Annotated in this window: 14 protein-coding genes; 2 read left to right on the forward strand and 12 right to left on the reverse strand. The window is 33.7% G+C overall.

Annotated features, from left to right (window positions below; all coding sequences use genetic code 11):
- Positions 1-201: 201 nt before the first annotated feature.
- The 5 genes from BUB80_RS07250 to BUB80_RS07270 all read right to left on the reverse strand — a co-directional run bounded on the left by BUB80_RS07250 (position 202) and on the right by BUB80_RS07270 (position 7651).
- Positions 202-1536, reverse strand: a complete 1335-nt coding sequence (locus BUB80_RS07250) for a trigger factor (protein ID WP_073292280.1) — start codon at positions 1534-1536, stop codon at positions 202-204.
- Positions 1537-1685: 149 nt separating this feature from the next.
- A complete protein-coding gene (locus BUB80_RS07255; protein ID WP_073292281.1) occupies positions 1686-2285 on the reverse strand; it encodes a hypothetical protein in 600 nt (199 codons plus the stop codon).
- A 117-nt stretch (positions 2286-2402) separates the two neighbouring features.
- Entirely contained in the window at positions 2403-4787 is a 2385-nt protein-coding gene (locus BUB80_RS07260) for a TonB-dependent receptor (protein ID WP_083547104.1), read from the reverse strand.
- Positions 4788-5115: 328 nt separating this feature from the next.
- The gene (locus BUB80_RS07265) at positions 5116-5472 is read right to left on the reverse strand and encodes a hypothetical protein (protein WP_073292283.1); all 357 of its coding nucleotides are present in this window, start codon (positions 5470-5472) and stop codon (positions 5116-5118) included.
- Positions 5473-5728: 256 nt separating this feature from the next.
- A complete protein-coding gene (locus tag BUB80_RS07270; protein WP_073292284.1) occupies positions 5729-7651 on the reverse strand; it encodes an ABC-F family ATP-binding cassette domain-containing protein in 1923 nt (640 codons plus the stop codon).
- Between the two features lie 252 nt (positions 7652-7903).
- Between BUB80_RS07270 and BUB80_RS07275 the strand changes: the two genes are divergently transcribed.
- Positions 7904-9046, forward strand: a complete 1143-nt coding sequence (locus tag BUB80_RS07275) for a histidine decarboxylase (protein ID WP_228433716.1) — start codon at positions 7904-7906, stop codon at positions 9044-9046.
- A 189-nt stretch (positions 9047-9235) separates the two neighbouring features.
- Here the strand turns inward: BUB80_RS07275 and BUB80_RS07280 are convergent, their stop codons facing one another.
- From BUB80_RS07280 to BUB80_RS07305, 6 genes are all read right to left on the reverse strand, one after another.
- Complete coding sequence (locus BUB80_RS07280; RefSeq protein ID WP_073292286.1) at positions 9236-10567, reverse strand: T6SS phospholipase effector Tle1-like catalytic domain-containing protein; 1332 nt, start codon at positions 10565-10567, stop codon at positions 9236-9238.
- A 162-nt stretch (positions 10568-10729) separates the two neighbouring features.
- Positions 10730-11407, reverse strand: a complete 678-nt coding sequence (locus tag BUB80_RS07285; RefSeq protein ID WP_073292287.1) for a response regulator transcription factor — start codon at positions 11405-11407, stop codon at positions 10730-10732.
- Entirely contained in the window at positions 11376-12209 is an 834-nt protein-coding gene (locus tag BUB80_RS07290) for a sensor histidine kinase (protein ID WP_228433718.1), read from the reverse strand. The genes BUB80_RS07285 and BUB80_RS07290 overlap by 32 nt, the downstream gene beginning before the upstream one ends.
- Positions 12155-12769: a hypothetical protein gene (locus BUB80_RS07295; protein WP_073292288.1), complete on the reverse strand. Its 615-nt coding sequence runs from the start codon at positions 12767-12769 to the stop codon at positions 12155-12157. Before BUB80_RS07295 ends, BUB80_RS07290 begins: the two co-directional genes overlap by 55 nt.
- 24 nt (positions 12770-12793) lie before the next feature.
- Positions 12794-13525 (reverse strand): hypothetical protein, encoded by a 732-nt coding sequence (locus BUB80_RS07300; protein ID WP_073292289.1) that lies wholly within the window; start codon positions 13523-13525, stop codon positions 12794-12796.
- A gap of 124 nt (positions 13526-13649) precedes the next feature.
- Positions 13650-14270 (reverse strand): DUF5715 family protein, encoded by a 621-nt coding sequence (locus BUB80_RS07305; protein ID WP_073292290.1) that lies wholly within the window; start codon positions 14268-14270, stop codon positions 13650-13652.
- Positions 14271-14487: 217 nt separating this feature from the next.
- On the opposite strand from BUB80_RS07305, the gene aqpZ reads away from it, so the two are divergent.
- Positions 14488-15204 carry an aquaporin Z gene (gene aqpZ / locus BUB80_RS07310; RefSeq protein ID WP_073292405.1) on the forward strand — a complete coding sequence of 239 codons (717 nt, stop codon included), beginning with the start codon at positions 14488-14490 and terminating at the stop codon, positions 15202-15204.
- Between the two features lie 74 nt (positions 15205-15278).
- Here the strand turns inward: aqpZ and BUB80_RS07315 are convergent, their stop codons facing one another.
- Positions 15279-16415: an agmatine deiminase family protein gene (locus tag BUB80_RS07315; RefSeq protein ID WP_073292406.1), complete on the reverse strand. Its 1137-nt coding sequence runs from the start codon at positions 16413-16415 to the stop codon at positions 15279-15281.
- Positions 16416-16549: the final 134 nt, after the last annotated feature.

Consider the following 16549-nt stretch of genomic DNA (forward strand, 5'->3'; position numbering starts at 1 on the left):
AAAGAAACATTGGTAAATACAGAGCAAGAGCTAAACCCATAATATCTAAAAATCAAAAAGATAGCTTGTGATATTTTACTAACTTAATGACATTGCGCTCGCGCTAGCGTGAGAGTATAATTTTAAGTAAAAATTTCATTAAAGTAAACAAAAAACCCACCGCAATTGCGGTGGGTTTTGAAATATTTATAATACTATAAATTATTTTTTAAGTTCTTCCAAAAACTCGTCATGAGAGATTGCAGTTTCTTTTTTAGATGCTTTTTCAAGAATTACATCTTTCAATTTAGTCATTGCAACTTCAGAAGAGATTTGTCTTACTTGCTCTTGGTCTTTCAACATTTCAACAGCATATTTTTGGATTTCTTCATCTCCTAGGTGGTGAATTCCGTAGATCGCCAATTGGTTTCTTACTAATTGCTCAGCTTGTGCTAAAACATCAGCATAATCCAATTGAATTTCGTTTTCAGACATTAATTTACCTTCGATGATCTGGTAGCTTAATTGTTTTTTCTCAGATTCAAGAATTTCTTTAGCCTGCTCTTCAGTCTGAACGTTTTGGTTAGAGAATAACAACCATTTAACCAAGAAAGCTTCAGGAAGTTTCACTTCTTCTTTCTCTGTTACTTGCTCTAATACTTTGTTTACAAAGTGTACGTCAGCATTTTGTTGGAAATACTCGTCTAATTCAGACTTCACTTTTTCTTTAAGCTCATCTTCAGAAGTAATTGTTCCTTCACCATAAACTTTGTCAAAAAGTTCTTGGTTAAGTTCAGCTAAGTTTAAAGAATAGAAATCTTTTACTTTAACCTCAACTTCGTTGTGGTGTAAGTGCTCAACTTCTTCTTTGCTGAATCCTAATTCTTTAGCTAATTCTTCGCTAGTTGCAAGAGTTTCTTTAGAAACTTTTACAGAACCGTCCATTTTCAAAGCTTTTACCAATTTGAAAGCTTCTTTGTTTTCAGCAGTAATAGCAGCGTTCTTTGGCTGGTGGTGGTGCTCACCTTCAGCATCTTCTTCCACAACCTGAGAAATTTCTAAAGCGATGTAAGAATCTTTAGTGATTTTATCTTGAGGAACCTGCTCAGCGAAACGCTTCTGCATGTTTTCAATGCTCTTGTTAATTTCTTTTTCAGAAGCTTCTACTTTGTAGTGAGGTGCTTCGTATTTAGCTAGATCTATTGAGAATTCAGGCTCGTACCCTACTTCAAAAGCAACTTCTATTTTATCAGCATTGTAATCCAATTGGTTTACGGGCTGAGGTACAGGCTGTCCAACTAATCTTAATTTGTTATCATTAACATAGCCGTTTAAAGCGTCAGAAACTTGTTTGTTGATTTCTTCGAATGCAATACCTGCTTCATATTGTTTTTTAACCATACTCAAAGGCACTTTCCCCTTTCTGAATCCAGGAACTTGCGCATTTTTAGCATAATTAATCAACTGCTTCTCTACTTTTTCTTTGTAGTCAGATTTTTCCAATGTCACTGTAAGCAATGAACTTACATCATCATGGTTTTGTGCGGTAACCTTCATTATTGATTAAAATTTTAGGTTGCAAAAATATGAATTTTTTATCAAAATATCCTATTAAACACAAATTCTTCGCCATCAAATATATATAAATAACAAACCACTGAAAATTTCAGTGGTTTGTGTAACAAGATTAAGAATACTAAATACTTTTAGTTTATAATGTTATAGTTTGCCTGAGCATCTGTTTCACCTCCTGTCTGAGTTCCATAAATAATTCCATTTCCACTCACAGTAGAAGCTTCTGAAACGGTTGCAGGCTCATGAAACAAAGTAAAAATCAATTGGCTTGTTGCTGCTGGATTTTTTACGGCTTTATTCACTACCCATTCTGTTTTTAGCCCTACACGCTTTCCGTCTCCTCTTGTAGAATTAGGACCATCTGTACGTGTTAAAGTAATATCTGAATTAGGAAAATTAAATACTAAGAAATGTTCATTTTTTGCAGATTCAATTTCTCCTGTAGCATCATCGTTTCCGTTTTTAAACTGTGCAGTTACCTCATACGTTTTCCCATCCTGTAACTTAATGGGTTGAGCACCTCCAGCTCCCATACTATAATTATATGATGTTGTTGCTCCTGTTCCACCAGGTGTAATATCCTTTACATTTAGAATAATATTGGTGAGATCTTCCTGCGGAAGGTCATCTTCCTGCGCTGAACCGTCTCTCTGACAAGAAACAACAGTGATTGTAATGAATAAAACAGCTAATAATTTGATAATATTTTTAGTATTGAATAGATTGTTCATTTTTAAGAATTTTAAAATTGTAAAATTTTGATTGATAATTGTTGATTTGATTATCTGTTTTTAATAATGATGAAGCTTTTCATAACTTATTAAAAATTGATAATCGGTTTATGAATATTAGAAACGATATCTAACATTCAGGATAAAGTTTCTTCCTGCCTCATCTGCAAAGAATCTCATTCTGTTAAGATAATCTCTGTATGAAACATTGAAAAGATTATTCACGATGAGCCCCGCAGAAAGATTTTTACTGATATTCACACCTGTCTGAATATTCCAAAGTGAATATCCGTTTGGTGGAGTACTGAAATCTACAGTCTTTTGTACTTCATCTCCGTTTTCATAAATAGGCACTGTCGCATTATGAATCGGGAATCTGTTTTGTTTTACAAAAACTTGGCTTTCAAGGGTAAAATAGAAATTATTCCATTCTTTCTTATTGAATTGCAAAGCATTTGAAAAGTTCGGTGGCATCATTAAAATCAATGGCTCGTTGTGGGTATCATCTTTTCCGTACACATAACTTCCTCTTCCTACATAGGTAAGGTTGTCTGTAAGCTTAAAGTTGACATCCAAATCTATCCCATACATTTTGGCATCAATCTGTTGATAAGACCAAACCGGAAATACCCCTCTGATTGTATTTTGTACGCCTGTCGGGATTTCATTAATGAAATTTTTAGTAATGAAAAAATACGGATTCACAGAAATATTCAGTCCTCTCAACACATTGAATTTTGCATCCGCTGTTAGATTAAACTGATGCCCTTGTTCATTTTTTAAGCTCATATCTCCGATTTCGATCACTGCTGCAGAATGGTGTAAACCGTCTGAGAACAGTTCCGCAATATTCGGAGTCCTGCCCACTTTTGAATAGTTGAATTTCAAATCAAAATTCGAATTCGGACGATATTCCAACCCTGCATTGAAAGAAACATTATTATAGTTAAGCTGAGGACGTGTCAACACTCTGTTTTGATTTGTTCTCACATAGAACTGAGGGTAAGTATCTGCATATAATTTATCCCAGTCACTTTTATCATACCATTTAGTGACATCGTAACGGGTGAAATCATATCGTGCTCCTGCTTCAACATTCAGACTACTTGAAATTTTGTATTTAAAAATCGAATAAGCGCCTGCAGAATATTTATCATAGTTAGGAATCAAACGTCTTGCTTTTGTCGCAGGATCCGAGTAATTGTTTTGAAAACTCGCATCAATTCCTGTTTCCAATGACCATTTTCCCCTTTCTATTAAATCATTAAGGTTAAGCTGATGCGTCATCAATTCTAAATCCAGAGACGGAACTTCATTCAACTCTCCCCTTCTGATATCATATTCCTGTCTGTGGTTATATTGATAACTGTATGTTGCAGATAATTTCCCGATATTTTCAAACCTTTTAAATGCTGAAATTTTAGCAATATGATGCTCAACAAGCTGTCTTGGATTATTAATATCATAACTGAAGTTTCCTGTATACACCGGAATCTTCGAAGTTATTGCATTATAAAAATCTTCATTGTTTCCAACATGTGAACCTCTGTAAATTCCAATATTCTGATTGGTTAAATAATAATCAAATGAAATTCCTCTCTCATACGTATTATTCTGAACAGTAAAGTTAAACGAAGAGAAATCCATACCCGTATTCATCAAATTATAATCAGGCGTATGTTGATCACCTAACTTTTTGATGCTTCCACCTGTTTTTACAGCCCATCCGTTTTTCCAGACTTTGGCTACATCTACATCTAATCCAAGTCCCCTTCCGTTGGAGATTCCAGTAAGCCCAACAGAACCTTTGATGGTATCTTTTTTAGGGAAAATCTCAGGTTCTAAGACCACCACTCCTCCGATGGCATCACTTCCGTATTTTAAAGCAGAAGCTCCTTTGATCACATCAATATGTTGAAAATTATTAATATCAACATTCGGTGCGTGCTCTACTCCCCATTCTTGCTCGGCAAGACGTACACCATTATTAAAAACAGCAATTCTACTTCCGTAAAGCCCATGAATAATAGGTTTTGAAATATTATTTCCGGTTTTTAATGCCGTAACTCCCGAAATTTTAGATAATAAATTCCCCAGATTATCGGTAGAATTTCTTTCGATATCTGTTTTATCAAGGGTTTTGATAATTAAAGAACCGTTTTTTTTGTGGTTTCCATGAATGGTCACCGTTTCGATATCCTGAACATGATGTTCAAGAATAATTGCTACATGCATATCCTGAGCAACTGCTATATTTTCAGTATAATCATTACAATCAGGATGTTTAGCAATGAGTATATATTTTCCTGCAGGAATCTTTTCAAAAGAAAACTTTCCTTTCTTATCTGTTTTGGCTGTAAAATCCCCGATTTTCACCACCGCATTTTCCAGCATGGTTTTATCGTGAAAGTCCTGAACAGCGCCTTCTACAGTATAGGTTTTTTGTGCGTTTGTAAATACCAATCCACAAAAGATCAGCATTAAACTATATATCAATTTCATTGTAAATAGATAGGTTTTGTACCTCAATGAAGGTACATTTTCGTAAAAAATGTGAAATTTATGGCTGATTAATCTTCGGTAAAGTAAAACTGGTAATGATCATCATTAAAAAAAGACGACACTAATACCATTTTATCTCTAAAATTTTACTTTAAATTATCCCGCCCCTTCAGGGCTATATTATCACTAATCTTTCTTTCATCGGGTTTCACCCAATGCTATTATTATTTCGCCACTTCGTGGCTGATTAAGATAAATTCAAAAGGAAAATAGTATCAATTTTAAATATAAACTTTAACCCATTAAAGCCAAAAAAGAATCTAAAAAACTATGAAATTGTGGGAGGACCCCGAAGTTGAAAACTGAATTTAGTCTGAGACCAGATTTTTTCCTGAACAGCAAGAATCAATTCTACTTCATGCGTATAATGCTCAAAAGTAAAATTAAACTCTTCCGGAACTAAAGTATGTCCGGTTGCTAAGAAATGACAAGCCAAACAGTCTCCGGCTTTTTCTTTCGCTTCGTTTTTGGAAATATTATTTTCTGTTTTTTTAAGATGAAATGCCTTAAAAAGATCTACAGACTCATGATGGTGAAAACTTTGAGAAAACAGCGCAATGAAGTATATCCCAAACAATAGCTTGGAGATAAAACTCTTCAGATTTCTGCTTTCTTTAAAAATCATCTTTCAAAAGTATAAATAATAATTTAAAACTTAGATTAAAGTTTTATTAAATCCTTTGTAAACTATATAGTAAGTCGTACGCTTTAGTGTTTTGTTACAAAAGACACTCAAAAAATTAGAGTTATTTTATTTCTAGATCCTTCGACTCCGTTCAGGATGACATCGCTAATACTAGATGTTATCTAAACAGAATAATTTACCAGTGTCAGCCTGAGCAGAATCGAAGGATCTTAATATTTTACAATTCAAATAAAAATTAGTCTAATTGAGAACCTAAATATTCCCATTCCTGTAAAGCTCCTTCCAGCTCTTCCTTCGTTGCATTATATTTTGCTAAGGTTTCTTCTGAAGGATTTTCTTTTGTGAACGTAGCTTCCATTTCTTCTACTTTGGTTTCAAGTTCAGAAATTTTCTCTTCTACTTTCTTTAATTTATTTTGAATATTTTTTTGTTCTTTGCTAACGATTTGAGATTTCTCCTCAACTTTTGGCTTCGGTGCTTCTTTTACCACAACTTTAACGTCTTCTGTATGAAGCTTAGCTTTTTCAGCAGAGATCTCTCTCAACGTTTCTTTTTGTCTATATGATAAATATTCACTAACGCTTCCCAAGAATTCTTTCATTCTACCGTCACGGAATTCGTAGATCTTATCACATAATCCATCCAAGAATTCTCTATCGTGAGAAATTACAATCAATGTACCTTCAAATCTCTGTAAAGCCAATTTAATAATCTCCTTAGACTGAATATCCAAGTGATTGGTAGGCTCATCCATAATCAAGGTGTTGAACGGACGAAGCAATAGTTTACAAAGTGCCAGACGGTTTCTTTCTCCTCCGGAAAGTACTTTTGTTTTTTTGTTTACCGCTTCCCCTTGAAATAAGAAAGATCCTAATAAATCTCTTACTCTTGGTCTTGTTTCTTCAGTTGCAGAATCTTCTGCTTCTTCTAAAACGGTTTTATTGGGTGTTAAAACTTCCTCCTGATTTTGGGCAAAATATCCAATATTCACATTGTGTCCAAGATTCCATGAACCTGAATAATCTTTAATATCTCCTGCAAGAATTTTAGCTAAAGTAGTCTTCCCTTGTCCGTTTTGTCCTAATAGAGCAATTCTGTCTCCTCTCTGAACAATGAAATCAACCTCATCAAAAATTTGTTTCTTTCCATACGCTTTTCCTAAATGCTCAGCTTCAAAAATTACTTTCCCCGGAATAACAGACTGTACGAAGCGGATGTTGAATTTAGAAACGTCTTCATTATCAATTTCAATACGGTCAATTTTATCTAATTTTTTAATAAGCGACTGCGCAAAAGATGCTTTAGTAGCACTTGCACGGAACTTATTAATATTGTCTTCCATTTGCTTAATTTCAGCATCCTGATTTTTCTTAGCCTGAACTAATTTTTCACGACGCTCTTCACGCATTACAAGATATTTTGTATAGTTGGTTTTATAATCATCAACTTTTCTGTTATTTACATCAAAAGTTCTGTTACAAACCGCCGTCATAAACTGTTTATCGTGACTCACCAATACAATAGCACCAGGATAATCTTTCAAAAAGTTTTCCAGCCAAATAATAGATTCCATATCCAAGTGGTTGGTAGGCTCATCCAGAAGCATCAGATCATTCTTTTGAAGAAGTAATTTTGCTAATTCAATCCTCATTCTCCAACCTCCCGAAAATTCATCCGTTATTTTTTGAAAATCATCAGCTTTAAAACCTAACCCGAATAATACCTTTTCTACATCACCTTCCAAATTATAGGCATCATGATGCATCAACATATCGTTCAGCTCGGTCATTTTATTAATGATATCCGTATAAGCATCACTTTCGTAGTCTGTTCTGGTAGCCAACTGATGGTTTACCTCCTCCAGTTCATTCTTCCATGCATTGATTTGCTCAAATGCCTGCATTGTTTCATCCCAAACCGTTCTTCCTTTTACAAAATCAAGATCTTGTTTCAAAAAACCAATGGTGATGTTTCCTTCCGGAACTACAACCCCTTCAAAAAAAGTAATTTCTTTGGAAAGCATTTTTAACAAAGTGGATTTTCCCGCTCCATTTTTACCTACCAAACCAACTTTATCATCCTTTTTAATGGTGAAATTAACGTTTTGAAACAAATAGTTTCCCGAATGATGTAATCCTAGACCTTGAACCGAAAGCATGTAATGATGTAATTAAGAATTAATACTGAATATTTTTCGGGTGCAAAAATACGGAAAAAGAAATGAATAGGAGAATATTGATTTAAAGCATTTTAGATTGATCTGAAATAAATTATTATTTCAACCATTTAACATCAAAATAAAGAATATGAATTACATTTAATCTCATTCTCATGAATATTATTTTCATTATTTATATTTTTCATTGTATCTTTAATACTATTAAAACTCAACACCATGAACAAAAATTTAATGCCAGAAGATTCGGCTAAACTAGACCAGCTAGAGACTTGTTTACAGGAAAGATCTACTCATTTTTTAGGCTATCCTTGTACTACAGATTTTGATTATTCAATGCTCAATAAGTTTTTAAAGCACTCCATGAACAATGTTGGGGATTCTTTTTACTTAGGAGGAACCTACCATATCAACACCCATTCTTTCGAAAGAGAAGTTGTTGATTTTTTTGCCCAATTATTAAAAGCTCCCGAAAATAACTATTGGGGCTATATTACCAACGGAAGCACAGAAGGTAATTTATATGCACTTTATTTGGCCAGACGACTACATCCTTCCGGAATTGTTTATTTTTCTGAAGACGCCCATTACAGCATCGAAAAAAATATAGAAATCCTTGGAATGCAATCTCAAAAAATAAGATCACAAAAAAATGGAGAAATAGATTACGAAGATCTCGAGAATAAAATTAAGGATTACCCAGGATTACCAGCAATTGTTGTTGCTAATATAGGAACCACCGTGAAAGAAGCAAAAGATGATATTAAAGAGATTCATAAAATACTCGATAAACTGAAGGTAACTGAACGCTACATCCACTGTGACGCTGCTTTTTCTGGCAGCTATGCTCAGTTTCTATCTCCAAAACCTCATTTTGATTTTAGCGAAGGTGCAGATTCTATTATCATAAGTGGCCATAAATTCATAGGCTCCCCTATTCCATGCGGGATTGTTATCGTCCTTAAACACAATAAAGAAAAAATTTCAAATTACGTAAATGTGATTGACAGTTTAGACGGTTCTATTACAGGATCACGTAATTCATTTACTCCTTTAATTCTATGGTATGCCATTAAGATGATAGGTAGAGATGGGTTACGTCAGCGCCTTTATGAATGTCTGGATCTCGCCTCATACACTATAGGGAAACTAAGAAATATGGGTATTAAAACCTGGCGTAATCCTAATGCTTTAACCATAATCATCCCCAATGTTAGTAAACACTTACAACATAAATGGCAACTGGCCACCCATGATGGTGTAAGCCATGTCATTATGAGACCCGGCATTACAAAGAAAATGATAGATCGTTTTGTACTGGATCTTAAGAAGGAAAATAATTTGAGTGTTACTAATAGAGAAGCACAAACTATCTGATATTATTAATATATTTATCTGATAAAAAAGCTATTCTTATGAATAGCTTTTTGCATTAATCTAAAAAATAAATAGGAACTTTATATTGATCATTTAATAATGATTTTTTCTAAAAAAAGAGCTGCCCACCACAGACAGCTCACACCTAAATTTAAAACTGAAAAAGTACTAACATTTATTATAAAATCTTTATTTAATTAATATAGAGCGGCTCCAATTATCATTGTTCGGAATATTCCCTTCATAAGCATAATCTGTAAGAACATTATGCTCCAAAAAGTGAATTTCCTTCTGGAACTTTGATTCTGAAGCTTCGGCATGTTTTACCGCCGCACCGCCAGGAACGTTCAACCCGTCATTAAGCATTTCAACGAAAATTTCCTCTTCTGTTCTCAGCAATAAAGCTTTTTCATACAACCCGAAATTAGATGAAAAGTGGGTATAATTCACAAACCTTTCATAGTTATAAACGGGTTTTAAATGAAAAGAAAGCTCTTTAACATATTTCTCCAATTCATCAGAGAATGACAATAAAAACTGATGCAACTTAGGATCAATATCAAAATTTGATTCATCAAAATCTGTATTAAAAATAGGTTGCTGTGCATTGGTTTCTGTCAACATTAATTTTCCGTATACTTTTGGAAGATCATTATATACAATATCTCTTTTTACATATGCCTGAGAGAAAAAATCTCCCATGTCTATATGGTAATTTTCTAAAAGTGAATCCCAAATTTTATTTCCTTCAGCATCTGTTGCTGTATTTTTCACATTGGAGACATAAGAATCAACTTCATCGGTGATTACAAAATCATGCGAAACATAAACCGATTGCGGCCCTTCAAGATATCCACCACCTACATCAGCATGAGCCCCGGGAACAAAAATTTCTTTCCATACGGAATTCCCAATCTCAGACTTTGTATCTTCTTTACTTTTTGAGTATTCAAAAAAGCCTGTCAATGGAAAAAAATATCGGCATTCATTAACCGCACAAATCTGCAAAGCCCTTTCAATTCCCGGAAGAAGACTTACATTATAATCATTAAAAGGTGTAGATTCTACAGTATCAAAAACACCTAAAAATTTCACTTTACAATTTCCTGATATTTTTGAATTGGGTTTTAGCAGTTCATAGCAAAAATTTCTTGCTAACATAGATCCTCTGCTGAATCCGTACACATAGAAATGATATTCTTTCGTATCATCTCCTACTATTTCATTAACAAAAGCATTTGCTTTAGCCAGTTTATCATCTGAAGAATATCCTGTAAAACGATACGGATTTCTACACGTTACCATTGCAAAATTACTATCCTCAGCGCCTGTTACCGTTCCAACTCCTTCAATATAGATTTTTTCATCTCCATTGAAAAGTCCAAAAAGTTTATACACATTGGTAATGTTATTATGATAGCTTTTATTCTTGGCCTTTGGCTTTTGAGGGGAACAAGCGTTAATTCCGTTGTTTCCGGTTCCATCGAAAAAAATTCCGATAGAGACTATATTATTTTCCATCCTGTTTGTTTTTTAAATATTGTTATTCAAAAAAAGTAAGACAAAAAGAATTATTTCAACCCCTAAAAACCCTCTCTAAATAACACTTTCAAAATAACATCGAAATGAGAAAACATACTACAGTAGAAAACACCAAATAAAAAATTCCGTATTTCTACGGAATCAAATTTTTTCTAACGAATAAATATTATTAATGATGGCATATATCACAATGCCTACTGTATTTTTGGCACCAATTTTTTCTAAAACCCGTTGTCGATGACTTTCAACTGTTCGTGGACTGATGAATAGTTTTTCGGCAATTTCATTGTTGGTATGCTCCTGGCAGATCAATTTTACAACGTCTTTCTCACGTTCAGAAAGTTCATCATCCATTTCAAACAATGATTTTTTCTTGCTAGAGCTATTCATATAAGAGAACAACATCTGGTGATCTTCAGAAGTAAAGAAAACTCCGTTTTTATGAACCATCGTTATGGCCTCTATAAAGGTTTTTCTATCAGAATTTTTAGGTAGGAAAGCAGAAACACCAAGCTTTACCATATAGCCTAAAATTGAACTTTTATAATGAGACGAAAGAATAATTATTTTAAGGTCGGGATGTTTGTCTTTTAAAATCTCTACCAATTCAAATCCGTTCATTGGCTGCATCTGTACGTCTACTAATGCAATATCAGGAAATTCTTCTTTCGATAAAGTATCTAGACTTTCGATAAAAAGAGGTCCGTTATTACACGTTAGGGACACTGAAATATTTTTCTCGGTTGACAATAGCATTTTCACCCCTTCGAGGATCAATTGTTCATCATCAATTAGCGCTATCTTGATTTGGCGACTCATCGTTACATGGAATTTTAATAATTAAACGGCTTCCTTTATTTAAAATGTTCTTCCATTTATGGAGAGCATTCATGGATTTTATTCTGGATTCAATATTTTTAATTCCCATTCCTTTTTTCACGGCTTCGTAGTCAAAACTCTGTCCGTTATCAGAAATTACAACCGCAACATTTTCGTGGTTATCTTTAATATAGATCCAAATTTTCGTGGCTTCAGAATGTTTTAGAACATTGGTTGTAAACTCCTGTATGATCCTGTACACCTGCACTTCAATGAAAATATTTTTCTTTTGAAATTTAGAACTAACCGTTAATGAGATATTCACTCTGTTGGCTAGATTGTTAATAAGCTCTTCGATATATAAAACCAAACCTACCGACTCCAGATTTACAGGATATAATGAATGGGAAATACTTCGCGCCGAATCTACCAAAGAAGACATCTGGCCGGAAATATTTTTTTTAATTAATTCATCTCCTTTTGTGTCTAAATTATTTAACCATAAAGAAAGTATATTGAGACGGTTTCCTATGTCATCATGAATCAACACCGCAATTCTTTTACGCTCTTCTTCCTGCGCCTTGATATTTTCTAATACCAATTTTTTCTGATGAAGAACTTCTGCCTCATGCTGTGCATTTTTTTCTTTAATAATTCTGTCTATGAAAAACTTATAGGCCAATAAAACGAAAATCACAATGATCAGTAAAACAACGATCAAAGTAATGAAAAAGCTGATATTTAATGTTATTTCTTTAATTTTAAAAAGGTATAAATGATTGATATATAAAGGAAACAACACAGGATATTATTCATACCCCAAATCATATACACTTCATCGTTAGAAAATGATTTCAGCTGACGAAGCATAAAGAATATAAACACGGAAACAGCATAATAAAGGAATATAAAAGCATCGGCCACTATAAATCTGTCATTATTTGTCTCGCTTTTTTTAATCTCTGTTAAAAGCGAATAACCCGCAAAACAGATTACCACAATATTTGAGATTACTTTCTTTAGCTCATTTGTTTCTGCATTGTTTACGAAGAAAAAGTATCCCACCAAAGCAACTATAGGAATATACCAATACCTAGACAGATTAGATTTTCTTATAAACAAGCTTCCCAATAAAAACAACTCGCCCGATACATAGAGAGGATAAAGGAAATCTATATTTTTTAGTTTGAAAACATAGATTGAAATTTTAATCGCAGCTTCTATTAAAAAAAGAAAAATGATATAATAAACATACCATTTTTCCGTGTTTTTTAAACGCTTAAATTTTATAAGTCCTATAAGAGCACTAATAAAAAGAAAACTGTTATTAAAATAAAGTATTACTTTAAAAGCATCCTCCATTTAATTTATTTTTTACTTATTTTTTTAAATATTACAAATTGGCGGGCACGGTTGTGACCAGTCATAAGTATTAGAAATCGTTTGAGCGCTTCCGTTATTTTCTGCATCTTTTCCGTATTGAGAAATAAAGATTAGAGTAACAAGCATTCTCTGGTAAATATCCGAATATCTTAACCCGAATGAACAAACAAATCCTGATAAATTTTCTTTAACCGGCGTTAAGTCTTCAGCTGGTACAAGAAATTTTCTAAAAATTCTCTCTCCTTTGAACTCGCTGCATTCTCTGTAGAACCAAGTCATCCCCTGGTCTCTCCATAATTCAATTGCATCCAATGCTTTATCCTGATCTAAAAGCGGAGTATTAGCGATTGGAAGAAACATATTCGCATCATGATCTACCTTACGAAGTTCCTTAGAAAGAATTGCATTTTTCACAACAGTATACTCCTGTATTTCAAAAAGTTTTAAGTCCCCTTTCATTTCAGCTAAGACAGAGTATGGATAGTCTGTTACAGGAACTCTCTTACCAAGATCATCAAGAGGGCAAAGGATTAAAACCATGCTCCCTTTGTATACTCCAATTTCTGTACAGAAATCTAGGTTTTTATTTATATCTTTAAGCCAGTTGATTTGGTCTAACCCAAGCTCAAAAACAAAATTTGTAGGAATTAATTTTTCTAATGTTTGATAATTAGCACAGCATCTTGCCCATTCTGAAACTGCTTGTGCGTAGTCTTCGTTGTTAAAAGTTGTCATATTTTCATGGTATATTTAGTCGCATAAAATTATACAAAGTAAACTAACTATGCAAATATCTCACTCATAATTGAAGAATAATTAATAATCGCAAAATTATTAAAACAAATACCACTCATTTGCTTTAATAATTTCTTACCGTTATGTGATAACAGCTTTGTTGTTTTTCTTTGATGTAATAAATACGACCTATAGCAACATAGTATTTCAAGACTTTTTCTAAGGCTGCCTCCATTTTTGGATTATACTTTAAAACATCATTAAAACGGATGTAAGAAATATCGAAAGAATTCCCGTAATTATGGGAGCTAATCCCAACTGAGGCATTAGAATTCACCCTTCTTAATCTGCATTGATCTTCCAAAGTTCTTGTGAGGGATGAAACCGTAAAAGTATGACCTTTCGTTTCTTTGCTGAATTTAATTCCTATATTTTCTAATGTTATCTTGGCTTTAGAAACCATATAGGCTCTGCTGTAATCTAGTTTTTGAATACGATAGCCCTTTGCCGCTTTTTTTATTTTATGGAACTTTCCATTACCAATATATTTCTGAACGGATTTAGCATCTGTAAGTAATTTTACTCCAAAACTTTTTGAAGCGTTCAAATGAGGTTGGTAAAGAGGGGTGGCTTGAACTTTTAAGACTTGGTTTATATCATAGCAAGGCAGTCTTTTTTTTGTAGCCTGAGAATGATAAAAATTAAAAATAAAAGGCACCGAAATCACACACCACAACTTTCTCATTAAAAAGGCTTTTAAATTATAAACGAAAAGTAAACATTTATGTTATACAATTCAACTATAATGCCAATATTATAAAATTATTTTCCATATCATTTGCCCAACTACATTAACAATATCTCAATTATTCATCACATACGTTTGAAATATTTTAATAATTTAGCTTTTTAGTTTCCATTTTTAATTTTAAATTTGATTTACATTTAAAATTAACAACATGATAAAAAAACTATTTGCTGAATTTTTCGGCACCTTTTGGCTTGTTTTCGGTGGCTGCGGAAGTGCTCTTTTCGCTGCCGGAATTCCCGACAGTGGTATTGGAATCTTAGGTGTTGCCTTAGCCTTTGGTCTTACCGTTCTTACAATGGCTTATGCCGTTGGTCATATTTCTGGAGGACATTTTAACCCAGCCGTTTCTTTTGGTTTGGTAGCAGGCGGGAGATTCCCCGCAAAAGACCTGATCCCTTACATTGTTGCCCAATGCGTTGGCGCCATTGTTGCAGCGGGATGCCTTTACACCATCTTAAATGGAGCCAATGCCTTCACAACAGAAGGTCCTGGTGCATTTGCCTCCAACTTTTATGAAATGGCAGGCTACCATGGTAGAAGCTTCTCAATGGGGGCAGCTTTTCTAGCAGAGTTTTTATTAACTGCGTTTTTCCTAATCATCATCATGGGAGCGACAGACAAATGGGCAAACGGAAAATTTGCAGGAATTGCAATTGGTTTAGGTTTGACATTAATTCACTTAATTTCAATACCTATTACCAATACTTCTGTAAATCCCGCAAGATCACTTTCACAAGCTGTTTTTGTAGGCGGCATTGCAATGTCTCAACTTTGGCTGTTTTGGATAGCTCCAATTTTGGGAGGAATAGTAGGAGGATTAATTTATAAATTTTTACTTCAAAAAGATCAATTGGAAGTAGCTGAATAAAAATTCAGTTTTAATTTAATTTTAAAATAAACTATCCCTAAATGAGATAGTTTATTTTTTATGCATACCCCAGATTAATCGGCAGGCTGCTGCTGCGTCACACAGTGAATCATTCCTCCATTAGCATACAGATTTCTTACATCAATACCCACAACCGTTCTTGTAGGGTATAATTTCTGAATAATCTGATTGGCTACCGCATCATTGGGATCATTATAATTAGGAACCAACACTTTGTTATTGGCGATGTAATAATTGATATAAGAACCTTTGTAGCCTAAATCTTTTCCGTCGGTCTTTTTTACGTTATGCTGCGTTAAAGGAACTTTCACAAAATGAAATGCTTCACCATTTTTATTTTTTGCAGCATATAATGTATTGATATCAGATTGTTTTACATCAAAATCTAATAAATCCTCCTGCTCCATCGTCACAATTGTGGAAGCATTTCCAAATCTGGCAAAACCATCAATATGCTGATCAGTAAGATCAAGACCAGCCTGGCCATCCAACCAGATAAAATGAGTAACCCCTAAGTATTTTTTGAATATTGCTTCTGCCTGTTGTTGGGTCATTCCCAGATTTCTATTGCTGTTCAGAATAGAACTTTTACAAGCCATTAATGTTCCATGACCATCAACTTCAACACTTCCCCCTTCATTGATCATTGTAGAATTCAGATCGATTAACGTTCGCCCCTGATCGGCTGCTATTTTTGCAGGAATTTTATTACAGTTCGCAGATTCAATCAACTCACCTGAATCTTCATCTGTTTTATTTCCCCATCCATTAAAACCCCAATCTTCGATGACCAACTTTCCGCTTTTATCTCTTACATAAATAGGTCCGTTATCTCGTACCCAGACATCATCTGTTTTGTAGAGTTTAAAATCAACATTATTAATAGGAATTCCTGAATTTGAAAGTAAATGAGTGATTCTATTCTTTTCTGCTTCATTGTAGGCCACAATATGCACCTTTTCACTCGTAACCAATGCCTTTGTCATCTCCACCCAAGTAGCATCTAAACTGTTTCTATATGCAGTACCATACTGATATTGATGAGGCCACTGCAACCAGGTTCCTTCATGCATTTCACTTTCTTCGGGCATTCTATAAAGAGTCTCTGTCATAGTATCATCTGGGTATTGTTCTTTTTCATCGCAAGAAGTACTGATTACGGCAAGCAAAGTCAAAATAATTAAATTCATTTTTAGCATATTTAAGTAAATCTAAAATTAAAGAAATTAAAATCTCAAATCTCAAGAATTACATAGTACATACTAAAAGCTCTTGGAAACATTTTGATCCATTTCTGTCCAGCTGTTTTCAAAATTCGGGCCAT

Origin of the sequence: Chryseobacterium polytrichastri, assembly GCF_900142445.1 — a bacterium.
Taxonomy (GTDB): domain Bacteria; phylum Bacteroidota; class Bacteroidia; order Flavobacteriales; family Weeksellaceae; genus Chryseobacterium; species Chryseobacterium polytrichastri.